This is a genomic window from Thermoflexibacter ruber (assembly GCF_900113045.1).
Lineage (GTDB): Bacteria > Bacteroidota > Bacteroidia > Cytophagales > Thermoflexibacteraceae > Thermoflexibacter > Thermoflexibacter ruber.
In genome coordinates this window covers 191728-216473 of record NZ_FONY01000002.1, presented here as the reverse complement: position 1 = coordinate 216473, position 24746 = coordinate 191728, and the positions used below count along the sequence as shown (strand labels likewise).

19 protein-coding genes are annotated in these 24746 nt (G+C 38.8%); 8 read left to right on the top strand and 11 right to left on the bottom strand.

Annotated features, from left to right (window positions below):
- Positions 1-2: 2 nt before the first annotated feature.
- The 3 genes from BM141_RS01895 to BM141_RS01885 form a co-directional block, all read right to left on the bottom strand.
- The gene (locus tag BM141_RS01895; protein WP_091539055.1) at positions 3-866 is read right to left on the bottom strand and encodes a TPM domain-containing protein; all 864 of its coding nucleotides are present in this window, start codon (positions 864-866) and stop codon (positions 3-5) included.
- A gap of 19 nt (positions 867-885) precedes the next feature.
- The gene (locus tag BM141_RS01890) at positions 886-2997 is read right to left on the bottom strand and encodes a tetratricopeptide repeat protein (protein ID WP_143090756.1); all 2112 of its coding nucleotides are present in this window, start codon (positions 2995-2997) and stop codon (positions 886-888) included.
- Positions 2998-3203: 206 nt separating this feature from the next.
- Complete coding sequence (locus tag BM141_RS01885; RefSeq protein WP_177217235.1) at positions 3204-4013, bottom strand: Cof-type HAD-IIB family hydrolase; 810 nt, start codon at positions 4011-4013, stop codon at positions 3204-3206.
- A gap of 151 nt (positions 4014-4164) precedes the next feature.
- Here BM141_RS01885 and BM141_RS01880 point away from each other — a divergent pair, with 151 nt between their 5' ends.
- The 5 genes from BM141_RS01880 to hisF all read left to right on the top strand — a co-directional run bounded on the left by BM141_RS01880 (position 4165) and on the right by hisF (position 8522).
- On the top strand, positions 4165-5067 hold the full coding sequence (locus tag BM141_RS01880; protein ID WP_091539045.1) for a histone deacetylase family protein: 903 nt from the start codon (positions 4165-4167) through the stop codon (positions 5065-5067).
- Positions 5068-5136: 69 nt separating this feature from the next.
- Positions 5137-6033 (top strand): ChaN family lipoprotein, encoded by an 897-nt coding sequence (locus tag BM141_RS01875; protein WP_091539042.1) that lies wholly within the window; start codon positions 5137-5139, stop codon positions 6031-6033.
- Between the two features lie 2 nt (positions 6034-6035).
- Positions 6036-6956: a hypothetical protein gene (locus BM141_RS01870; protein WP_143090755.1), complete on the top strand. Its 921-nt coding sequence runs from the start codon at positions 6036-6038 to the stop codon at positions 6954-6956.
- A gap of 94 nt (positions 6957-7050) precedes the next feature.
- Complete coding sequence (locus BM141_RS01865; RefSeq protein WP_091539036.1) at positions 7051-7452, top strand: GxxExxY protein; 402 nt, start codon at positions 7051-7053, stop codon at positions 7450-7452.
- Positions 7453-7766: 314 nt separating this feature from the next.
- Positions 7767-8522, top strand: a complete 756-nt coding sequence (gene hisF / locus BM141_RS01860) for an imidazole glycerol phosphate synthase subunit HisF (protein WP_091539033.1) — start codon at positions 7767-7769, stop codon at positions 8520-8522.
- Between the two features lie 53 nt (positions 8523-8575).
- On the opposite strand, the gene BM141_RS01855 is transcribed toward hisF, so the two are convergent.
- The 4 genes from BM141_RS01855 to smpB all read right to left on the bottom strand — a co-directional run bounded on the left by BM141_RS01855 (position 8576) and on the right by smpB (position 12887).
- Entirely contained in the window at positions 8576-9412 is an 837-nt protein-coding gene (locus BM141_RS01855) for a fumarylacetoacetate hydrolase family protein (protein WP_091539031.1), read from the bottom strand.
- 84 nt (positions 9413-9496) lie between these two features.
- Positions 9497-10540 carry a ketol-acid reductoisomerase gene (gene ilvC, locus BM141_RS01850; protein ID WP_091539028.1) on the bottom strand — a complete coding sequence of 348 codons (1044 nt, stop codon included), beginning with the start codon at positions 10538-10540 and terminating at the stop codon, positions 9497-9499.
- 641 nt (positions 10541-11181) lie between these two features.
- Positions 11182-12399: an RsmB/NOP family class I SAM-dependent RNA methyltransferase gene (locus BM141_RS01845; RefSeq protein WP_091539024.1), complete on the bottom strand. Its 1218-nt coding sequence runs from the start codon at positions 12397-12399 to the stop codon at positions 11182-11184.
- 26 nt (positions 12400-12425) lie between these two features.
- On the bottom strand, positions 12426-12887 hold the full coding sequence (gene smpB / locus BM141_RS01840; RefSeq protein WP_091539172.1) for an SsrA-binding protein SmpB: 462 nt from the start codon (positions 12885-12887) through the stop codon (positions 12426-12428).
- Positions 12888-13072: 185 nt separating this feature from the next.
- On the opposite strand from smpB, the gene tpiA reads away from it, so the two are divergent.
- Positions 13073-13843, top strand: a complete 771-nt coding sequence (gene tpiA / locus BM141_RS01835) for a triose-phosphate isomerase (RefSeq protein ID WP_091539021.1) — start codon at positions 13073-13075, stop codon at positions 13841-13843.
- A 92-nt stretch (positions 13844-13935) separates the two neighbouring features.
- Here tpiA and BM141_RS01830 read toward each other — a convergent pair whose 3' ends face one another.
- Positions 13936-14889 carry an alpha-E domain-containing protein gene (locus tag BM141_RS01830; protein ID WP_091539019.1) on the bottom strand — a complete coding sequence of 318 codons (954 nt, stop codon included), beginning with the start codon at positions 14887-14889 and terminating at the stop codon, positions 13936-13938.
- A gap of 48 nt (positions 14890-14937) precedes the next feature.
- On the bottom strand, positions 14938-16362 hold the full coding sequence (locus tag BM141_RS01825; protein ID WP_091539015.1) for a circularly permuted type 2 ATP-grasp protein: 1425 nt from the start codon (positions 16360-16362) through the stop codon (positions 14938-14940).
- A gap of 394 nt (positions 16363-16756) precedes the next feature.
- Here BM141_RS01825 and BM141_RS01820 point away from each other — a divergent pair, with 394 nt between their 5' ends.
- Both BM141_RS01820 and BM141_RS01815 read left to right on the top strand, forming a co-directional pair.
- Positions 16757-20005 carry a SusC/RagA family TonB-linked outer membrane protein gene (locus BM141_RS01820; protein ID WP_245763961.1) on the top strand — a complete coding sequence of 1083 codons (3249 nt, stop codon included), beginning with the start codon at positions 16757-16759 and terminating at the stop codon, positions 20003-20005.
- 146 nt (positions 20006-20151) lie between these two features.
- Complete coding sequence (locus BM141_RS01815) at positions 20152-21855, top strand: RagB/SusD family nutrient uptake outer membrane protein (RefSeq protein WP_091539011.1); 1704 nt, start codon at positions 20152-20154, stop codon at positions 21853-21855.
- An 83-nt stretch (positions 21856-21938) separates the two neighbouring features.
- Here BM141_RS01815 and BM141_RS01810 read toward each other — a convergent pair whose 3' ends face one another.
- Entirely contained in the window at positions 21939-23162 is a 1224-nt protein-coding gene (locus BM141_RS01810) for an acyl-CoA dehydrogenase family protein (RefSeq protein ID WP_091539008.1), read from the bottom strand.
- Positions 23163-23305: 143 nt separating this feature from the next.
- Entirely contained in the window at positions 23306-24649 is a 1344-nt protein-coding gene (locus tag BM141_RS01805; protein WP_091539003.1) for a hypothetical protein, read from the bottom strand.
- Positions 24650-24746: the final 97 nt, after the last annotated feature.

The following is a 24746-nucleotide window of genomic DNA, read 5'->3' as shown; positions in this document are numbered from 1 at the left end:
ATTTACCAATCTCCACTTGCTCCGTCGCCCCCTGAGTCGCCTCCTCCATAACTACTATCTGAATCTGAAGAGGAACTATCGGAATCGTTGGAAGAGGTATCGTTGTTTGTGTAATAGTAGTAAGAAGTAGAGGCATTGTTGTTATGATAGTTAGTATTGTGATAATAAGGGTTGCGGTTAGAAGTATTGTTTTTCCGATATGAGAAAGAATTATTTTGCGAAACATGCGGCTGTTTATATTTAGGATGTCCGTATTTTAGAACCATAATTATAATAATTATGGTAGCAATGGCTACATAAGGTATTAGCCCATCTATTGAACTACTTATTACATTATTAGAATCGGGCAAGGCGGGAGAGTTATTCGCTTGTGGAGGGAACTTTTGTATAGCTAAGCCCATGAGATAGGTGGTAGCCTCATCTAAGCCTTTAAAAAATTGATTATTTCTGAAATTAGGTTTTAGTTGATTCTCGATTACTTTTTGGGCTTCCGAACTAGTAACAACCTTATTTAGTCCGTAACCAACCTCTATGTGCATCTTTCTATCTTGTATAGCAATCAAAATCAGCAATCCATTATCTTTATTTTTTTGTCCTATACCCCATGCCTTAAACCACTGATTAGCAAGTACATCTATGATATTTCCTTCTAAAGAAGGTAAGATAACAATAGCCAGCTGATTGGAAGTAGTTTTATCAAATTGCCTTAATTTTTCTTCCAATTTTTGTATTTCTGCACGAGAAAGGACTTCTGCATAGTCATTGACAAAGACCGCAGGTTCTGGCTTTGGTCTAACCAAAGAGTTTTGGGAAAAAGTCTGGTAACTTATCCCAAAACAACATAGAAAAATTAGTGCATATTTCATATTAATCCATTTACGAGAATCATATTTTTACCCCTACTACCAAAATATCATCTATTTGTGGGAAAGGACTAAGAGAAGCATCGGTATCCTGCATCCAGTGATCTAAGTGTGTTTCCAACAATTCTTTTTGGTTGGCAAGTGGTTTATCAGAAACTTCTAAAAGTAATTTTTTGAAGTTATCTCTCATGAACTTGCGGAAAGGTCTGCCCCCAAACTGATGATAAAAGCCGTCTGAAATCATATATAAGGTCGTAGGAGCGGCGATAGAGAAGGTTGTAGTAGTGAACGCAACATTTCTTTTACGCTGTCTATGCAAGCCTCCGATATGTCTTGGACTTCCTTTAAGTTCGTGTATTTCTCCATTTTGCACATAAAATATGGGTGTTTTTGCCCCAGAGAAAGCTACTTCTTTTTGCTGGTGGTCTATGATACAAAGCGAAATATCCATGCTATCCCCTATCTGGCTTTCCTCTTGTTGTAAGGTAGCTACGAAATTATCATTAAGCGTTTGCAGAATCTCCTCTGGTTTGCTCATATTTCGCTCATTGATAAGCTGATTTAAGATGTTACCTCCGATAATGGTAAGCAAGGCACCGGGAACTCCATGTCCTGTGCAGTCTGCCGTAACCAGTATTGTTTTTTTGCTGCCGTCTATTTCTTTTTGAGATAACCAATAAAAATCTCCTGAAACAATATCTTTCGGACGAGAAAGGATAAAATATTCTTGGAAAGCCTCTTGCATACGTTTTTCAGAAGGGAGCAGGACTTCCTGAATATCTTTGGCGTAGCGGATACTCTCCATGATTTGGAGATTTTTATGACGAAGCTCAGTGTTTTGTTGCTTCATTGCTTCTTTCTGCTGGCGAAGTTCTGCATTTGTATCATTGATAGCTTCATAAGCAAATTGCAATTGTTCTGACTTCAACTCAAGTTCTTCTTTCTGCTTTTCTAACTCTGCTTTAGTCTGGTTGATTTGCTCCTGCCTTTTTAGGATTTCCTCTTGTTGCTTTTCTAACTCCTCATTTTTCCGTTTAATCTCTAATTCATCTTTTTGATGCAAAGCATTGAGCTGTTTGAGTTTTTGGTTATCTCGCAAAATCCAAAGCCCAAATACAAGTAACACAATCGCCCCTATCCCTGTTGCAACCAATAGCTGGTTTTTACTTTGGATGGCGGCTTGGTCTTCTGTTATTTTTTGTTGAAGCTCGAGATTTTCTCTTTCTTTTTTAGCGGACTCGTAGCGGACAGCAAGTTCATTCATCTGTCTATCTCTCGCAATATTGAAAAGGCTATCTTTGAGAGCTACATAATCTTTGTGGTATTCTAAAGCTTTTTGATATTCTTTTTTAGATTCGTGATACTCAAACAATGAAAGATACAAGTTCAACTGAAGTTGGCGGGCATTGATTTGTTGGGCTAACTGCAAACCTTCTTGAAAATACCCATTGGCTTTTTCATACTGCCCTAATTTTGTATAAATCTCTCCCATAGTGGTCAGTACGTGTGCCATGCCAGCTTTATCGCCTTCTCCCCTTTTTATCTCCAAAGAACGAAGTGTGTACTGCAAAGCATCTTGGTAACTCCCTAATTTCATAAATACATCACCTAAGTTGCTAAGAGCGTTACTTGTAAGTTTTTCATCTCGCATATTTTCTGCTGATTCTAAGGCTCTTAAGTTGTATTCTCTTGCAGTTCTCAGGTCGCCTTTCTGCTCGTGTGCCTCTGCAATAAGCAGGTTTAGCTTCGTGATTTCTTTTTGGTCGTTTAATTGCTGAACAACGTTCTGTGCCTTGCGATAGTATTCTAAAGCTTTGTTGTTATCTCTTCGGTCAAAATACATTTTCCCGATAGCTGTATAAAGACTTGCAGCTTGTTGGTTATTCTTTAGTTCTTCATAAAGTTTTAGCCCCTCTTGAAAGTTTTTGAGTGCATTTTCACTATCATCATTCATTTGATAAATCATTCCTAAATCTTGATAAATCTTAGCTATTTTAGATTTATCACCTTTGGATTTGGATAAAGCCTTTTCTAAACTATCAATCTTAACTTTCAAAAGTGCGGTTGGATTCTGCTGAGCGGCAGCAATCAATGTTTGCAAAATCAATAAAAATAACACAAAACCCCTTTTCATGGTCGCAATGGATTTAGTAAGTAATGTTGTATAAACTGTAAAGTTAAAACAATATATGAAAAAAATATTGAAAATTAAACAATTTCTGATGCGAGTACACTGTGCATTGGGGGTGCTATTAGGAAACAAGCAGAATTTTACCTTAGGTTATTAACAAAAATATTGCAAAAGTTTTCAAAAATAGAACTAATTTTTAAAAATTATTTTTATTGAGCGAAAAATTTTTCCAAAGCAAACCTTAGCCCTTCTTCGTTATTGGTGTGAGTTACGTAATCAGCTACTTGTTTTACCTCCATAGGGGCATTGCCCATTGCTATTCCTGTTCCTGCCCACTGTAACATTTCTGCATCATTGTAATTATCTCCTATGGCTACGACGTCTTTTTGTGGCACGTTCCACTTGTCTGCTATCCACTTTATCGCCTGTGCCTTAGATGCCGCAGGGTGGGTGATTTCTAAGTAAACAGGTTTTGACTTAGAAATATTGAGATGTGGAAGTAAATAATTCACATTTTTTTCTAAAGCATTGATATTCTCTGGTGTACCCATTAGGAGAATTTTATTGGCTCCTCTATGCTTTTCTTTCCACAAACTATTGATTTTCAACAAGTCTGTGTGTATAGGTGTAGATTTAGTATTTCTACTTTCCCTATGCACCAAATCATCTATATTCTGCACGTACCATTCCTGCTCCCTATAAAGATTAGGATTAATGTCATATTGTAATGCTTCCTGCAAAATAATTTCTATTTCATGGGCTGGGACAGACTGATTAACAAGATATTCCCATTCAGATTGATGATTCTTGTGCAGAATTAAACCTCCATTGAAGCAAATCAAAAGAGTATCCAATGCTAACTCATTGTAAATAAAAAAAGTACCTTGTGGAGGGCGAGCTGTTGTCAGAATAATAGGAATATGTAAGTTTTGATGAATGTGTTGAATTATTTGCTTAGTTGCTGGAGTAATCGTATGAGATGAGGTAAGCAGCGTTCCATCTATGTCTATGAAAATCATAATGATAAATATTGTTAGTTTAAATTTAGCTATTTTTGCTTTTGAAATTAGCAAACAAAATACGTTACCTAACGTTTTTTCAATAAAAGTAAAAATTTCCATTTAGGTTTACAAAAAACTAATTTTAAATTTCACTGCCTATATTAAGTTTATGCTAAAAATTGCCTTTGCTCCTATTTATATTCACCCTTTACCGCTTGAACACCGTTTCCCTATGCTCAAATACGAGCTACTGCCTACCCAACTTCTCTATGAAGGTACAGTAAATGAGGATAATTTTTTTACTCCCTCTCCTGCTACTGAGCAAGTGATTTTGACTACCCATGAGGCAACTTATTGGGAAAAGCTAAAAAGCCTTACACTTTCGCCTTCTGAAGTAAGGAAAACAGGATTCCCACTTTCTAAGTCTTTGGTGGACAGGGAAGTTACTATTTTGCAAGGAAGCATACAGGGTACGCTTTTTGCCCTCCAATACGGGATTGCTATGAACATTGCAGGGGGTACGCACCATGCCTTTACGGACAGAGGCGAAGGATTTTGTTTGCTCAATGATATAGCGGTTGCTGCTAATTATTTACTTCAATATCAAAATATTAAAAAGATTTTAGTCATTGACTTAGACGTGCATCAGGGCAATGGCACTGCCCAAATTTTTAAAGACGATGAGCGAGTTTTTACTTTTAGTATGCACGGAGAAAACAACTATCCTATGCAAAAAGAAAAATCTGACTTAGACATAGGGCTTCCTAACGGCACAGAGGACGAAGCCTACTTGTCTTTACTCAAAAATACTTTGCCAAGATTGATAGACGAGGTACAGCCTGAGTTTGTATTTTTCCAGTCAGGTGTGGATATTTTAGCCACAGACAAATTAGGCAAACTCAAAGTAAGCAGGGAAGGGTGCAAGGAAAGAGACCGTTTTGTACTTGAAACTTGCAAAATCAATCAAATTCCTGTGGCAGTGAGCATGGGTGGTGGATATTCAGAAAAAATCAGCGATATTGTGGAAGCACACGCCAATACGTTTAGGCTTGCCCAAGAGATATTTTTTTAAGTACACTCCTAATTCTATGGGACAAATTTTTTACTTTTGACAGAGTTGTTTACTTTAACATTTACTTTGATGAATAATACACTGAAAAATAAGCGTTTGGGCTTGTCTATCATTTTTCTATCCTTTTCCTTACTTTCTATGCAAAGCGATAAACCTGCTTACTTTTTTTATGACAAAGAAGGAAAGCAAAGTTCGTACAGTGAGGTACTCAAAGCCGCACAAGAAGCTGATATTGTTCTCTTTGGTGAATTGCACAACAATCCTATTTGTCATTGGCTTCAACTCAAACTCACCAAAGATTTGTTCAAGGTAAAGACAGACAAGTTAGTTTTAGCCGCAGAAATGTTCGAGTCTGATGACCAATTAGTGCTAAATGAGTACCTAAGTAGCTTTATCAAAGAAAGCAATTTTGAAAAAGAAGCCAAACTTTGGAATAACTACAAAACAGACTATCGTCCTTTGGTGGAGTTTGCCAAGCAAAATAAGATTCCTTTTGTGGCTTCTAATATCCCGCGTCGCTATGCGAGCATGGTAGCCAGTGGCGGCTTAGAGGCACTGAAAAAGTTAGACAAAGCGGCAACAGAACTGATTGCTCCTCAGCCTATTACGGTGGATACTTCTTTAGTTTCTTACAAGGAAATGTATAAAATGATGGGAGGTGGCAGCGGTCATGGAGGCACAAACGGTTGGAACATCGTTTATGCCCAAGCTGTCAAAGATGCAACTATGGCACATCGCATTGCAGGAGCGTGGCAAAAAGGAAAGACCGTTTTGCACTATCACGGCACTTTCCACTCAGATAAATTTGAAGGAATTGCTTGGTACTTAAATCAATACAAACCGAATTTGAAAATCATAACTATCTCCTCCGTAGAGCAAGAGGAGGTTAGCACATTAAAAGCTGAATCCAAAAACTTAGCCAACTTTATCCTCTGCATTGATTCAGAGATGACTAAGACTTATTAGCGATGAGAAATTTTCTTTGGATTCGCTGTAAGATGGCTTATCGTATTTTGTTAGAACTTGGCTGGTGGCGGAGTATTTTCGTCATCGGTTTGCTCGTATTTGGACTTTCCAAGTTTCTTGCCTTACAAAACTTTCATGCCGTCTTAGCGGTTAATTTGCTGATTATATTTCCTTTACACCTTACTCGCAATGACAAGGCGTTTTTAGCCCAAACTCCTCTTTATTCTCCCGTGCTATTTATAGCAGAGTACCTATTACTCTCTTCTCTGTTCCTGATTTATTTTTTAGCAAATCAGGCCTTTATCCATTTTTTTATTCTCCTCGCTTGCATTTTTTTCCTTAGCTTTCTTAAAATTAGCCTTAGAATCAGGCAGATGCAATCTTTTTCTTTTGCTTTGATTCCTGCCCGTATTTTTGAGTGGCGTGCAGGTCTGCGAGTTTCTTGGCTTTTTTTACTATTGATGTATTTGCTTGCTTTGGTATTTTATGCCCATGAAAGCGTGCTTATTTTGTGTTGGATTTTGCTCATTGCTTTTTTTTCTACCTTTTATTTGCAAGCAGAAGGTCGGATTCTCCTCCAACTTGCTCAGGTTTCTCCTCATGCTTTTTTGTTTGGAAAAGTAAAAGACTACCTCGTTTTATCTATTATTTTTCTAAGTCCTGTTTTTATATTATTCTTTATCAATCATATACAATTTTGGCTGGTAGGAATTATCTTGTTGATGCTTTCCTTACTTACTCCTTTTTTCGTAGTATTCCAAAAATATGCAAGTTGGCAAGTTCATATTTCTTTGCAACAAAATATGATTTTACATCTCCTTTTTTTAGTTAGTTTTGCCTTGCCTTTTTTGCTTCCTGTGAGTATTTTTCTACTCGTCAGGGCTTATCGCAGGGCAATTAGAAATATGAGTTATTTTAAATGAAATAGAACACCGATGACACAGATTGGACTAATATTACAATGATTTTTTATCCGTGAAAAACCTGTAAAATCCGTGTTCCAAAAAAGTAATAACTATGGAAAAATTACTACATCAAGAAATCACAGATGCTATCATAAAAACGTATTATGATGTATGTAATGAGTTGGGCTATGGTTTTCTGGAAAAAGTTTATCAAAACTCAATGTACTTAGAACTGAAACATAGAGGTTTTCAGATGGAAGCCCAAAAACAAATCAAGGTTTATTATAAAGGCATTGAAGTTGGCGAATATTATGCAGATTTAGTTGTCAATGGTGTGATTATTTTAGAACTAAAGGCAAGCGAAGTTTTAGTATATGAAAATGAATTACAATTACTGAACTACCTTCGTGCTACTGACAAAGAAGTTGGTTTATTGCTTAATTTTGGTAAAAAAGCAGAATTTAAGCGTTTAATATTTACTAATGATAGAAAAAGACATTTAAGAAATCCGTGAAAACCTGTAAAATCCGTTAAATCCGCGTTCCAAAAAAAGAGAATAGAACACCGATGACACAGACTGAACAGATATTACACTGATTTTTTTATCCGTGAAAACCTGTAAAATCCGTCAAATCCGCGTTCCAAAAAAAGAGAATAGAACACCGATGACACAGATTGAACAAATATTACACTGATTTTTTTATCCGTGAAAACCTGTAAAATCCGTTAAATCCGCGTTCCAAAAAAAGAGAATAGAACACCGATGACACAGATTGAACAGATATTACACTGATTTTTTTACACTTTTTGTTTAATGAATTTAAAAATATGCTTACGAAAAGAATTATTCCTTGCTTAGACATCAAAGACGGAAGAACAGTCAAAGGCGTGAATTTTGTCAATTTGACTGATGCAGGCGACCCTGTCGAATTAGCAAAACTGTATGCCGAGCAGGGAGCAGATGAGTTGGTTTTTTTAGACATCACTGCCACCGTAGAGAAACGCAAAACTTTGGTCGAGTTGGTCAAAAACATCGCTCGCTACGTCAATATCCCATTTACCGTAGGTGGCGGTATCAGTACAGTAGAGGACGTAGCCCTCTTGCTCAAATCGGGAGCAGATAAAATTTCCATCAATTCCTCTGCGGTAAAAAATCCTCAATTAATCAACGACTTAGCCAAAGAATTTGGTAGCCAATGCGTAGTGGTTGCCATAGATACCAAAGAGGTAGCAGGACAGGACATCGTACACACACACGGCGGACGTACCCCTACCCACTTGGAAACTTTCGCTTGGGCAAAAGAAGCACAAGAAAGAGGTGCAGGTGAAATCTTGCTGACTTCCATGAACCATGACGGCACGAAAAACGGCTTTGCCAAAAGGCTCACAGGCAAACTTACTCATGGTTTGTCTATTCCTGTCATCGCTTCGGGAGGTGCAGGAAGCATGGAACATTTTGCGGAGATATTTGACAATGAAGATGCTGATGCAGCTCTGGCAGCGAGCATCTTCCACTACCGCGAAATCGAGATTCCTGACTTAAAAAAATTCTTGAGGCAAAGGGGAATAGTAGTACGAGTTTGAACCTGGATTTGGAATCATGTAAGTAATTTTATCAATCTTACAAAACGCACCAGCTAAGCCACAAAGTTCACCAAAGTTCCTATAGGCTCTATGCTGATGCGGATTTCATCTTGGCTTTGCAAGGTAAAATCCGAAGACGGAACGATGCCTGTACCTGTCATCAAAAAACAACCATAAGGGAAGCTGCATTCTCTATATAAATATTCTACCAACTCCTCAAAACTGCGCTTGATTTGGTTTATGGCTGTTTTTCCTTCAAACATAACTTTCTGCTGGCGAAGAATTTGTATCTCAATCAGTGTATCTTTGGACAAAGGCTCGTCAGTGAGGTAGATACAAGGACCTAAACCTGCACATCGCTCATACACTTTGGCTTGGGGAAGATACAAGGGATTCTCTCCTTCTATACTTCTCGAACTCATATCGTTACCAATAGTGTAGCCCATGATTTTGCCTTGTGGACTGATAAATAAGGTAAGCTCTGGCTCTGGCACGTCCCAAGTTGAATCTTTTCGGATATTCACATAATCCCCAGAGCCTACAGTTCTTGCGGCAGTAGCTTTGAAAAATAATTCTGGACGCTTTGCCTCATATACCATGTCGTAGAAGATAGAACCTCCCGACTTTTCTGATTCTTCCATGCGCGCTTCCTTGCTACGGAAATAGGTAACGCCTGATGCCCAAATTTCTTGCTTGCCAATAGGGGGTAGTAAGGCGTGTTGCAGCAGCCACTCCTTGTTATGCACAGGGGTAAGGTAAGGAAGTTCGTGCTTTAACTCTTGAAGGAGGTTTTCTCGCAAGATAAAAGTATCCCAATCTTTATCCGTTAATAAATAACCTTGTTGGTTTTCTTCTACTAAAATTCCATTGCGAGTTTTATAGATTTTCATAATAAGACAAAATTTTAAAGATGAAAAAAGTTTGTTAGTGAAAGCTAAATCTGTCAGGTTTCAAAAACCTGACAGATTTCAAAATCAGCTTTTAGGTCTGAGGCTTCTTACTACTCTACCTGTCTGCCACATTTCTGAATTTCGCAAATCTGCCAATTCTTTTTCCAATTTTTCTCTATAATCGGGTTGTGAGTTGGCTTTGATAGTAATTTCTGCTTCTTTCCCACTTGCTACGCTTTCGTATAACTCTCTGAAAACAGGAGCAGTAGCCTCTCTAAATTTATGCCTCCAATCCAAAGCCCCTCTTTGAGCGGTAGTGGAGCAGTTGGCATACATCCAGTCCATGCCATTCTCTGCTACCAATTTGATTAGGCTTTGAGTAAATTCCTCTACTGTTTCGTTGAAAGCCTCGCTTGGGCTGTGTCCTTTTTCTCTCAGTAGCGCGTATTGTGCTTCAAAAATCCCTTCAATAGCTCCCATTAGCGTACCTCTTTCGCCTGTAAGGTCGCTATAAACTTCTTTTTGGAAGGTAGTTTCAAACAAGTAGCCAGACCCTACCCCTATGCCCAAGGCGTGTACGCGCTCTTTGGCTCTGCCCGTAGCATCTTGGTAAATCGCATAGCTGGAGTTTAGCCCTTCTCCCGCTAAAAACAATCTTCTCAAACTCGTGCCTGAACCTTTGGGAGCTATCAAAATTACATCTATGTCCGCAGGAGGGATAATTCCTGTTTGTTCTTTGAAAGTAATGCCAAAACCATGAGAAAAATACAAAGCCTTGCCTGCCGTCAAGTATTTTTTTACTGTATCCCACAAAGCAATCTGCCCAGCATCAGAAAGCAAGTATTGGATAATAGTTCCTTTGGCACAAGCCTCCTCAATGTCGAAAAGTGTTTTGCCTTCTACCCAACCGTCAGCAACCGCTTTGTCCCAAGTTTTACTGTTTTTGCGCTGTCCGACAATGACGTTAAAGCCGTTATCTCTCAGGTTGAGGGCTTGTCCTGGTCCTTGTACCCCATAGCCGATGATGGCAATGGTTTCATTTTTTAAAACTTCTCTTGCTTTTGCGAGTGGAAATTCTTCACGGGTTACTACGTTTTCTTCTACGCCGCCAAAATTGATTACTGCCATAGTTTTACTTAAATTGTTTGATAATTGTTTGTTATGAGTAGTTCCTTGTTTTTTAATAGTTTATTAGTTCCTGCTTTGTTGTTTATGGTTTAAAGTTTGCCTCCCCAAACGTGATAAAGTTTTATAGACTCGTGCAATGAATTGTTATAAAAATAGCTTGTCCCATTAGGTACTTCATATTGGTAGAAAATTTATATCATAAATTAGCCCTAAAATCCATTAAGAGTCTAATATTCAATCCCTTATTCAACTCCTAACGGAGTTGGTGTACTTTCAAATTTATTTTTCTACTACCAATATTTAACACCTAACGGTGTATAATAACTTAAAGCACGAATGGAATGTAAAAAAGCTTATCACGTTTAAAAAACAGATTTTAAAAACAAGAAACTTGAAATTGATAGTTTGCAAATATGATAAAAATACTTTTTCTGAATAGCATAATAAGTAAAAAACTTATTACAATATTTTATAACTTATTGATTATAAGCACAATAAATTTTAGTTATTTTCTGACTTGTAGTCATTTTTTGTAAAAAATAATACTTTACCACAAAAACACACACAACAAAAGTTTGATGTTTTTCTTGTGAAACTTTGGTTCTTGTGGTAGAAAAAAGATGAATAAGGCTCATCATGCTTCATTTTTTCCTTAACCTCGCCATGTAAAACCCGTCAAATCCACTTTGGGCTGGGGAGATGCGTTTTTCTTCTAAGAGTTCAAAATCCCCTTTTTGTTCTGAAAGAAACCACCTGACCTGCTCTTCACTTTCCGAAGGCAAGATGCTACAAGTAGCATAGACCATTTTTCCCCCTTTTTTGAGCATAGAGGAGTAGTTTTGTAGGATTTCTCTTTGCGTTTTTTTGATATTTTCTACAAAATTTAGTTGCATTTTCCACTTCGCATCGGGGTTGCGTTTCAGTACACCCAAACCTGAGCAGGGAACGTCTAAGAGCAAGCGGTCAGCGGAGGCTTCTAAGCGTTTGATGACTTTGCTGGAGTCAATCAGCTTAGTTTCAATATTTTGGGCATTAGCACGCTTGGCTCTTTTTTGCAGTTCGTCCAATTTCCACTGCTCTACGTCCATAGCTATAATTTTCCCTTTGTTTTCCATGAGTGCCGCCAAGTGCAAGGTCTTTCCTCCCGCTCCTGCACAGGCATCTATCACACGCATGGCAGGCTCGACCTCAAGCATGGTCCCTACTTGCTGAGAGGACGCATCTTGGATTTCAAAAAGTCCATTTTTAAAATGTGGAGAGGAAAAAATATTCATGCGTTTCTGCAAAACCAAAGCCGTAGGGACATTTTTGACCTCTACGGTAGGAATATCGCTTTGCAATAAAAGATTTTGTAGACGCAAGGGAGTAGTTTTTAGCGTATTAGCGCGAATTACCACAGGGGCAGATTGGTTCAAGGCATATATTTCCTTTTCCCAAAACTTGCCTAATTCTTTTTCCCCAATTTCGTCTAACCAATCAGGGATAGATTGAAAAACCTTTCTGATTTTTTTGCTTTCCTCTATTTTCTGAAAAACCTTTTTGGGATAAATACCTGTGAATTCTTGCCAATCAGGAAGTTGGGTTTGTAAACTTATCTGCCATACGCCTACGATTTTCCACAAGTCCTCTCTGGTCGGGAAGTAAGCATCGGTGTATTCTATTTCATTTAAAAATAACAGCCATCGCCACCACCGCACTACTTCGTAGGTATTTTCAGCAATAAAAGCGCGGTCTCTTGCCCCCCACTTCGGGTTGGATTGGAGGATTTTTTCTATGACCTTGTCCGCATATTTTTTCTCTACAAAAATCTGATGAAGTGCCTCTACCACTGCTGCCACCAAGTTTCGATGTAATCTCATTGTATTTAGGTTTTCTTGCTCGACTTTTACTCTCTTTCCATTTGTCTTTTTACATCTTTCTCCTTGATAGTTTCGCGCTTGTCAAAGAGTTTTTTACCCTTTGCAATCGCAATTTCTAACTTTGCCAAGCCTTTTTCATTGACAAAAAGATGCGTAGGGACTACGGTCAGCCCAACATTGTTCAGTTCGTTTTGGATTCGGCGAAGTTCCCTTTTTTTGAGCAAGAGTTTTCTATCTGCTTTGGGTTGGTGATTGTAGTATGTGCCTTTTTCGTATTCAGTAATGTTCATGTCCCTAACAAAAAATTCCCCATTCAAAAAAAGGCAATAGGCGGCATCGAGATTGACTTTTCCCAATCTGATAGACTTGATTTCTGAGCCTTTGAGTTGTATGCCCGCCACATATTTGTCCAAAAACTGGTATTCAAAAGCAGCTTTCTTGTTGCGAATACTTACGTTTTTGATGATTTTATCTTTTAGTTTTGCCATTTGTTTAGTACCATTAATGCTTAGGTTTTGAAAGATAATGAGCCTTTGCCATTTGTTTTGGGGCTGCAAGTTATAATTTTTTCAGGATTTTATTTTCATTTTATCTTGCTTATCGTACTATCTTTACCGAAGTTTTCAAATTAGGTATTAGGCTTTTTATTACTAAACAAATAAAACCTTAGGCAATGAGAAAAAAAATAGTAGCAGGCAACTGGAAAATGAATATGACCAAAGAGGAAGGACAAGCACTTATCTCTGAGGTAGTTAATATGGCAAAAGACGAAGTAAACTCGCAAGTGGTGATGGTGCTATGCCCACCTTTTCCTCACTTAGGTTATGCGAAAAAAATGTTCCAATCTCAAGCAAATATTTTTTTAGGGGCGCAAAACTGTCATGAAAAGACTTCAGGGGCTTACACAGGTGAAGTATCTGCCTCTATCCTTAAATCTTTTGATGTAGATTATGTCATCTTAGGGCATAGCGAACGCAGAGAATACTTCCAAGAGAGCGATGAACTCCTTAAACTCAAAGTCGACCAAGCATTAGCTAACCAGCTCACTCCTATCTTTTGCTGTGGTGAATCTCTGGCTCAGCGACAAGCAGGAAGTGGCTTCATCGAGTTTGTGTGTGGGCAGATTACTCAAAGTCTTTTTCATCTGTCCTCCGAACAGTTTGCTAAAGTAGTCATTGCTTATGAGCCTATCTGGGCTATTGGTACGGGGCTGACGGCTACCTCAGCACAAGCCCAAGAAATGCACGCCGCACTAAGGAAACACATTGCCAGCCAACACGGGCAGAAATTAGCAGATGAAATTTCTATCTTGTATGGAGGCAGTGCCAAGCCAAGTAATACGCCAGAGCTATTTGCCTGCCCAGATGTAGATGGTGGATTGATAGGTGGAGCATCTTTGAAATCAAGAGATTTTATAGATATAGCTAAATCTTTTAAATGGTAAGCAAAAGCTTAACGAAGCGTTAAAGTTTGCTGTTGTGTAGTATATAATAATACCATGCAACAGCATTCTGTCCTTACTTGTTGGAAAATGCACTAATTTTTCATAGCAAAGAAGGTTTCATGGATATTATCGTTTACTTCATTAATGATAGTCTGAAGGCGGTCTATGTATTCGTGCATACCAAACTTGATGATTTCCTTGACATTGGTATAATAAAGTTCTGAACTCAGCATGGCTAACTTTTTCATGGCAGGTGTTTTTATAGAACCTCGATGAGATTTGAGTATGCTTTTGAGTATGTGTTGTGCATTGACGGTACAGTAATAGACAGAACGAGGGAAATACCTATCTAAAATGAGAAATTCTATGATTTTTTGAGGAAAAAGCTGTCCATAGGTACGACGATACATCATAAAAGCACTGACTGACTTGAGAACAGACGACCACTGAATCATGTCTAAAACAGAACCTACTTCTTCTATGGAAGGTAAAAGGAGAAAATATTTTACATCTAAGATTCTGGCGGTTTTGTCGGCGCGTTCTATGTAACGACCCAATTTACCAAAATGCCAGCCTTCTGTATGCGAAATAGTAGAGTCCTCTATGCCCATAAGTAGCTGGCTTCCTTGGACTACTTCTTTGAGAAACTCTCTCGAACTGGGGAAAATATTGTGCCTGTTCTTTGCGGCGTTGCGAACTAAATAATAAAAACCATTGATGTGTTCCCACATTTCTATAGAAATATTCTCGCGTATAGTGCGCGCATTTTCGCGTGCATTCATTACGCAGGAATAGACTGAGTTAAAGTTCCTGTCATCAAAAATGAGGAAATTGAAAACATTTTCTTGAGTAGGCTCTCCGTAGAGTTCCTTGAATAACTCCTCATCAGCAGTAGTAGCTACTAATGGCATCCACTGCATGGCATCGGGAATATTGGCAGTATCTAATGCCAAACTTGTGTTTACTCCTACGAAGCGCGCATAATTCTCAGCACGCTCTATGTACCTATTTATCCAATAAATCGAGTTGGCAACCCTACTTAACATTGATTTAGTATTTAACTAATGGTGATTTAACTATTTTTCAACTACTTACTAATACAGTACCCAAGTATCTTTGCTTCCTCCGCCCTGAGAAGAATTGACCACTAAAGAGCCTTTACGCAAAGCCACTCTGGTCAGCCCTCCGGGAGTAATGACAATTTCTTTTCCATATAGGATATATGGTCTTAAATCTACGTGTCTGCCCTCTATGCGTTCTCCTGCCAAAGAGGGGACTCTGGAGAGTTGGATAGTTGGCTGGGCTATGTAATTTCTGGGATTAGCTTTGATTTTTTTGCGAAATATCTCATGCTCTTCTGCGCTTGCCTTAGGTCCTATGAGCATACCGTAGCCACCTGCCTCGTTTGCCTCCTTGACTACCAAATCAGCAATGTTATCTAACACGTATTGCATATCTTCTGGATTTTCACATAGATAGGTAGGCACGTTGGGAATAATAGCCTCTTCGCCGAGATAATATTTAATAATTTTAGGGACATAGGCATAAATCACCTTGTCATCAGCTACACCCGTACCCGGCGCATTGGCAAGAGCTACTTTTCCTTTTTTATATACTTCAAAAATCCCCGGCACGCCTAAAAGCGATTCAGGATTAAAAGTTAAAGGGTCTAAAAAGGTATCATCTATGCGTCTGTAAATGACATCTACTTTTTTTAACCCTTTGGTAGTTCGCATATACACATGTCCGTTCTTTACTACTAAGTCAGAGTTTTGGACTAATTCCACCCCCATTTGCAGTGCTAAGTAAGCATGCTCGAAATAGGCAGAGTTATAAATTCCGGGCGTTAAGACTACAATAGTGGGTGAGGGTTTGTCTGCAATATACTCTAACATTTCTCGTAAGCTAATCGCATAGTTGTTAATAGGGCGTACTTGTGTATCATCAAGTGCCTTAGGAAAAGTTCGTTTCAGAATTTCCCTGTTCTCAAGCATGTAGGAAACCCCAGAAGGGCACCGCAAGTTATCTTCCAACACACGCATAATTCCATGCTGGTCTCTAATCAAGTCTGTTCCTGTGATATGACACCAAATTCCTTTGGGGGGCTGTAAACCCAAACAAGGCTTTAAAAAGCATTTACTTGATTCTATCAAGGTTTTGGGTACTACTCCGTCGGTAAAAACTTTCTGACCATTATAAACATCGTCTATAAAAAGATTAAGCGCAGTAATTCGTTGTTTTAGTCCCTCTTCCAATTTATCCCACTCGCGCCCTTCTATGATTCTTGGGATAATATCTAAGGGCATAATGCGTTCTGTACCCCCTTCTGCATTATACACATTGAAAGTAATGCCCAGAGCCATGAGAGAGCGCTCAGCGGCGTGTTGCTTCTGCACAAGGTCATCTATGCTCAAATTAGCTACAAACTCGCTAAAAGGCACATACCCCTGCTTGATTTGGTGGTCAGGAGTAAACATTTCATCAAAAAAACCTTCAATGTCATAATCTTCGAATGTCATAAAGGAAAACGTGTTTTAATTCAAAAGAGTATTTTTTACATTACATAAGTTTAAAAATAAACAACAATCTTGAATAAAACAATACTTTCATTAAAAAAAAGGAAAAAAAGTAAGCCTTTTTTGATAAATTTTAAAAATTACTCGGATTAAATATTAAGTAAGAATCGTGTTTTCCGATGTAATATACATTCTAAATTATCATTTTTTTAACTTTCAATAAAATTTTTACTTAACGTTTGCTAATCTCGTTTCTTTCTCCTAATTTTCAATTTAGGAATATTCATCACATCTAAGGGCTGTAAATATTCTAACAAACTTCTTTTCTACTATTTTTACAATCTTTTAATTATCAATCTTTTCAGTTAAATTTTCTAATTTTTAACCAATTTAATCTATGCAAAAAAGTTACTTTAAAAAGATGATTGCGGGTTGCTGCCTTGCTATCTTTTTAACCTTGCTTACTTTTACCGCTTTTGCACAAAAAAGGGTAACGGGAACTGTGAAGGACAATGAAACTAACACGGGACTTCCGGGAGTTTCTATCTTAGTCAAAGGTACAACCAGAGGTACAGTAACAGATGCCGATGGCAAATACACGATTGAAGCCAGCGAAGGGGCTACGCTTGTATTCTCAAGCGTAGGCTATGTAACCCAAGAAATCGCTGTAGGTAGCAGTAATGTTATTGACATTATCTTAGTAGCAGATGTAAAAACCTTAGGAGAAATCATCGTAACTGGCTATGGCTCTCAGTCTAAACGAGATGTTACAGGGGCGGTAGCAACCATAGATTCCAAGCAATTGCTTTCCGTTCCCGCCGCTAACGTAGCCCAAGCTATGCAAGGACGCATTGCAGGGGTAAACGTAAGTAATGACAACTCACCGGGCGGAGGAGTAATGGTGCGTGTGCGTGGTTTTGGAACGATTGGGGACAACTCTCCCTTGTATGTAATAGATGGTGTACCTACCAAAGGTAATTTAAATACTTTGAACCTGAACGATATAGAAAATATGCAGGTATTGAAAGATGCTTCTGCGGCTTCTATCTACGGTGCGCGTGCAGGAAACGGAGTGGTCATTATTACTACTAAGAAAGGGAAAGCAGGTAAACCTAAGTTCACTTATGATATGTACTACGGCTCGCAAAGTCCATGGAAATTCTTGGACTTGATTACCAATAGCCAAGATTATGCAAACTTAGTCTGGAAATCGCGCATCAATGCAGGGCAAGTCGCACCCAACGGTTTCCCCCGTCATGCCCAATTTGGCAACGGTCCTACGCCTGTTCTTCCAGATTATCTTTTCCCAGCAGGTGCTATGGAAGGCGACCCAAGAGTAGCCAGAGATGCCAATGGAAACTACATCAATTACAACAATAATCCTAATACCGCACCTGCAAGTAGATTTTTGATTACCAAAACCAACAAACAGGGAACGGACTGGCAAAGGGAAATTTTTAGTTCCGCTCCTATCCAAAATCACCAAATTGGGGTGTCTGGCGGCAATGAAATGGCTCGTTATGCCATGTCAGTAAACTATTTTGACCAGCAAGGTATCATGAAATATACCAGCTATAAGCGTTACTCTATTCGTGCTAATACAGAGTTCAATGTAACAAAAAGATTTAGAGTAGGCGAGAACTTCCAATTTGCTTATGGAGAGAGGATAGGACAGCCCAATGGGAACAACAATGAAAGCAATCCCATCAACTTTGCTTACCGTATCCAGCCTATTATCCCTGTTTACGATGTAGCTGGTTATTTTGCAGGAACATCTGGGGCAGATTTGGACAATTCTCGTAACCCTTTGGCAGAACTTGTGAGAAACAAAGACAATAAAAACATAGAACTGCGTTTCTTCGGTAGTGCTTATGCAGAGTATGACATTTTGCCTAACTTGACCTTTAAAACTCAGTATGGAGTAGATTACAATACTTTTAACCTAAGAAACTTCCGTGCTAATGATATAGAATCTTCTGAACAAGCCCTCGTCAATACACTCAGAACTACCAATAGCTATGATTTTTCTTGGACTTGGTACAATACCCTGAACTATACCAAAACCTTTGCCGATGTGCATAGAGTAAGTGTAATTGCAGGTACAGAAGCTATCAAGGCTTATGGTGAAAGCTTTTTTGGACAAAGACAGCGGTTCGCGGTAGATGACCTTGTCAATCGTTATTTGGACAATGGTAGCTCTGGACAAATCAACGGAGGTGGGGTAACTGCCGACTGGCGATTGGCTTCTGAATTTGCCAAAGCTAACTACTCTTTCAAAGACAAGTATTTAGTAGATTTCACTATACGTCGCGACCGTTCCTCTCGTTTTTCTGCCTCTAATCGCTCTGCTTTGTTCACTGCCGCAAGTGCAGGCTGGAGAATCACCGAAGAAGACTTTGCCAAAGGCATTTCTTGGCTAAATGATGCCAAATTGCGTGCAGGTTATGGGCAAACAGGAAATCAAGAAATCGGGGATTACAACTTTGCAACTATCTTCAATAGTGTGATAGAATCTTCTTATTATGATTTACGTGGTTCTCGCACCTCTTCTTTGCAAGGATATGACCTTGGTCAGTTTGGTAATGCCAATGCAAAGTGGGAAACCACCACTTCTATCAACTTCGGTTTTGATGCTACCGTATTCAAGAACTTAGATGTTTCTTTTGACTGGTTCCAACGACGTACTACCGATATGCTCTTCCCTGTAGAAGTGCAATTTACACAAGGGGTGGCAGTCAATCCTTTCCAAAATATTGGACAAATGACCAATAAAGGGGTAGAACTTTCTTTGAACTACAGTGGAAATATTGGTGATGACTTCCAGTTTAATGTAGGTGGTAACTTTGCTACCTATAGAAATATGGTGGACAAAACCACAGGCGACCCTCGCACTCAGTACTTTGGCTTTACTACTCGTCTGCCACCCGCCACAGTTACTCAGCAAGGCTATCCGCTTTCTTCTTTCTTTGGATATATTATTGATGGTATTTTCCAAACTGATGAGGAAGCAAGCAGACATGCCGTACAGTTTGGTGGAGGCGTAAACAACAAAGCAGGTCAGTTCAGATTCAGAGATGTAAACGGCGACGGAGTAATCAATGCAGCAGATAGAACCATCATAGGTAGTCCACACCCTAAGTTTACTTATGGATTGAATATAGATATGCGCTATAAGAACTTCGGTTTAACTATCTTTGGGGCGGGAGTTTCTGGGAATCAAATATTCAACTATACTCGCTATTGGACTGACTTCCCTACTTTTGGTGGAAATAGAAGTTTGCGTATGCTTAACCAATCTTGGGAGCCGGGTAAAACTGATGCCTTGTTACCTCAGTTGCGTTCTAATGACAATATTAGCTCCAATCCTTCTACTTATTACATAGAAAAAGGTGGGTTCTTGCGCTTGAGGAATATTCAATTTTCTTACTCTCTGCCAAAAGTATTATTAGAAAAAGTAAATATCGCAAACTTTACTGCCTACATTCAGTTACAGAACTGGTTTACTTTTACCAAATATACAGGCTTAGACCCAGAAATCAACTTGCGTAACTCAAGTGCTAACTTCCAAGACCGCCAAATAGGCATTGACGAAGGTGCTTACCCTGCTTCAAGGTCTATTTTGGTAGGGGTAAATCTTAGTTTTTAAGCCTTTAGATAGTTAAATAGCTATTTAGAAAACACTTTAATAGTTTTTATGCTGACATTTTTAAATTATCAAAAACTATTAATCTATGAACTATCAAACTGTAAAAAACTAATTCATAACATATAACTCATAATTGAATTTGTAATATGAAAAAGATATTTTCAATTTTATTTACACTTATCATTGTAGGATTTTCTACATCTTGCAAAAACGAATTTTTGGAGGTAGTTCCAAAAACAGGTCTGAGTGAAGCCACGCTCGCTAATAAGGCTGGCGTAAACTATTTACTCATAGGTGCTTATTCCTTGCTTGATGGAGTACAAACCAACGTAGGTTCTCCTAATGCAGATTGGCATGGGTCAGCAGACAACTGGATTTACGGTGAGGTAAATGCGGATAATGCTTATAAAGGCTCTACCTCTGGCGACCAGCCTGAGATTTCCTTCATTGAGCAGAAACAAATCCTACCTGACAATACTCATTTTAGAGGCAAATGGAGAGCGGTGTATGATGGGGTAGCTCGTTCCAATGACGTAATCCAAATGACAGGAAAAGCCAAAGATATGACTGATGCTGAGAAAACCTCTGCCATTGCTCAAGCCAGATTTTTGAGGGGGCATTACCACTTTGAAGCTAAAAAAATGTGGAACATGGCTCCTTATATAGATGACAAAACCTACAACTCTGCCGATGCCAATAGCACTAAAGTTCCTAATGACAAAGACATTTGGGCAAATATAGAAGAAGACCTCAAGTTTGCCTATGACAACTTGCCTACAAGATGGGCAGGTGAGCCGGGACGTGCTACCAAGTGGGCTGCTGCCGCAATGCTTGGCAAGGCTTATATGTTCCAAAAGAAATTTGCTCAAGCAAAAACTTTATTTGATGCTATCGTAGCAAGTGGTCAGTATAGATTGATGGACAGATACCATGATAATTTTAGAACTGCTACTAACAACAATGCAGAATCAATTTTTGAAGTACAACACTCTGTCAATGATGGTGCGGCTATTTCTAACAATGGAAATCGTGGGGCTACTTTGAACTATCCTTACGGCGGACAGACTACTTGCTGCGGATTTTTCCAACCAAGCCAGAATTTAGTCAATGCCTTCAAAGTAGATGCCAACGGCTTACCTTTGTTTGATACTTTCAATAATGCTCCAGAAGTAACCAGCGAAACCACTTCACCACTTGACCCTCGTTTAGACTGGACAGTAGGACGCATAGGTCTGCCTTATTTGGATTGGGGAACAATGACTCCTAACTATATCCGCGATATGTCTTATGCAGGACCTTACTCTCCTAAGAAAAATGTGCCTTATGCTTCTGACATCGCCGCAGGCTGGACAGGAAACGGGAATAACCCTCGCTTCAATGCCAATAACTATCGCATGATTCGCTATGCTCATGTATTGCTAATGTTAGCTGAGGCTGAGGCTGAGTTAGGGAACTTGGAAAGAGCAAGAGAGTTAGTAAACCAAATTCGCAGACGTGCCGCTAACCCAGATGGATTTGTAAGAACTGCCAGTGGTGCCCCTGCAGCTAATTACAGAGTAGGCACTTATGATACTCCATGGACAAGCAAAGAGTTTGCTATCAATGCTGTTCGCTTCGAAACTCGTTTGGAGTTAGCTATGGAAGGGCATAGATTCTTTGACTTAGTACGTTGGGGAATAGCTGCCCCTACTTTGAACGCTTATTATGCCGTTGAAGGCACAAGGCGTGCTTACCTCAGAGGCGTACAGTTTACTGCCAATAAGCATGAATATTTCCCTATACCTTTGCAGGAGATTGTCAATAGCCAGTTGAAAGGACAACCAACCCTGAAGCAGAATCCGGGATACTGATAGGTAAGTTATTTTGAAAATAACAGAAGTTAGCAAATGCTGACTTCTGCTATTTCTTTTTAATCAATTTCTTTTTTATCCTTTTACACAAAAGCGGCAATACCTGTAATTTCTTTACCTAAAATGAGCAAATGAATGTCGTGTGTGCCCTCATAAGTAATCACAGACTCTAAGTTCATAGAGTGTCGCATGATAGGATATTCGCCTGTGATGCCCATGCCTCCTAAAATCTGACGGCTTTCTCTCGCAATTTCCAATGCCATAGCGACATTGTTCCTTTTTGCCATAGAAATTTGGGCTGTGGTAGCTTTCCCTGCATTTTTCAACTGACCTAAACGCAAGGCTAACAGCTGGGCTTTGGTAATTTCAGTGAGCATTTCTGCTAACTTTTTCTGTACCAACTGAAAAGAAGCAATAGGCTTCCCAAATTGGATACGCTCATTGGCATAACGACGTGCAGTTTCATAGCAATCCATTGCTGCCCCTATCACCCCCCAAGCAATACCGTAGCGAGCAGAGTCTAAGCAACCGAGCGGTGCCCCCAAGCCCGATTTATTAGGCAATAGGTTTTCTTTGGGAACTTTTACATTATCAAAAACCAACTCACCAGTACAACTTGCTCTCAAAGACCATTTATTATGGGTAGTAGGCGTACTGAACCCTTCCATACCCCTTTCTACTATCAACCCATGAATACGTCCTTGCTCATTTTTTGCCCAAACCACTGCAATATCAGCCTCTGGTGAGTTAGAAATCCACATTTTTGCCCCGTTGAGTAGGTAGTAATCACCCATGTCTTTGAAATTTGTTACCATACCAGACGGATTAGAACCGTGGTCTGGCTCAGTCAAGCCAAAGCAACCTAACATCTCCCCGCTTGCTAACTTAGGCAAGTATTTTCTTTTTTGAGCCTCAGACCCATAGGCATAGATAGGATACATCACTAAGGAACTTTGCACAGAAACCGTAGAGCGCATACCTGAATCGCCTCTTTCTATTTCCTGCATGATGAGTCCATAGGCGATATTGTCCAACCCTCCACCACCGTACTCTACAGGAATTGTAGGACCGAACGCACCTATTTCACCAAATTTTTTGATTAAGTGCTTAGGAAAAATATTATTTTGACAACAGTCTTCTATGATAGGGCTAATTTCCTTCTTGACAAAATCACGAACCGCAGAGCGAATCATCAGATGCTCCTCGCTAAGGAGGTCATCTATTTGATAAAAATCTGGCGACTCGAATACATCGACTTTGGCTGATTTATTGATTTTTTGTTCTATTTCTACTAAGATGTCGGTCATTTTTGTATTTATTTAGATGTGTCTATTGGTAGATAACAAAACATACTGTCCATATTGTTTTGTTACATTTTCACTCTGCAAATTTCTATAATAAATTTCAATTTTAGAAAATGCAAGGATTGAAATGTCAAAATTTATAAAAACTATGCAAACTCTTTCGGATAGGTAATTACTACGGTACGCTTTTTTACTTTTTTAGTTAATTCTTGAATAATAATTAAAGCCGCCATATAGAAGGGCATCATCTGGATTTTGTAGCGTACCAAAGTACCAAAATTCCCTGAAGCAATGCCTACTGAAAAGGAAAAGGCAATCGCAAAAGCTAAACTTACAAATACCAAGTGTTCGCTAAAAACTACTGCGACTAATCGCCTCCACTTGACTTTATACAAAAGTCTTAGTGTAAAAAACAAAAAAAGTGTAGCTTCCAAAGCAGCTATCAAACTAACAGGGTTACGAGCCTCCCACAAAAATGGACGGAAAAGTGCCGTTCCTGTGGCTTGAGGGAATAGCCTTGCCATGCCTAATAAGGTCCCATCATATTCTCCCAAATCATAGGCAGACCCCTGCCCTACAGCTTGCAGGTAGTTAGAAGTAATTTTGGTTTTATTTGCCAGATTGTCAATGTTATAGGCACTTTCCTCTGTGAGTTTTACAGAGGCAAAATAGCCTAAAATAGTCCCTATAACCAATAAAAATGGAGTAGCCACTACCTTGAAAGTTCTTGACCTGATGTTATCTCTAAACTGGAGGTATAACCAAAGCATCAATGCAGGAATAAGGCAGTACAAGTAATGCACGCGAATAGACATAATCATCAGCAAACCAACTGCTAAGAGTATTCCACCTTTGGTAATATTTTTCTTTTTGACAAATACATAGTAAAACCCGTAAAATATCAAACCAATCGCGCAGAGCGTAATGCTATCTTTCATCATGCCAGAACCCCAGAAAACTACTGAAGGGATAAATAAAATTGCCCATGATAGTTGCTTAGTAAGTTGAGGATATACATCTATAAAAACTAAATACACCGCCCAAGAACCTATAAAACTTAGACAAGCAAAAAATAAAGCAGAAACGCTGTATGTATTAAATGAAAGAATATTGAACAGTGCCACGAAGCGAATAAAAAAATAGGTGTCTGAGTCGCCTTTCATATAGAAAAGGTTAGCGGCAATATAAGGATATAGAGAAGTATCGTTAGTGTCTATGGGCAGGAAAATAAGTTTGTAAGTAGCACTTGGATTCTCGGAAAAGCTACGAGCAATATACCTTGCCAAATCAAAATACAAAGTTGTATCGCCACCATCATAGTAAAAATAGTAAATTAAGCCCATAGCAATCGCTCCTGCAAACTTTGCGTGAAGCAGCTGCATAAAATACTTACGATTGAGCTTATTCGTATATTTTCTTCTTTGGGAATAAAAGATAAGGTACAAAATAAAGGCATAAATAGGCGTAACTATAAGGTCTTGTAAATTCATATACTATCTTGGAGAACTAAAAGGAATCCGTAAAAATCTAAGTGGCATATAGATTGATAAAAAGGCAACTTCCAAATTTAACGCTAAATTATTTATA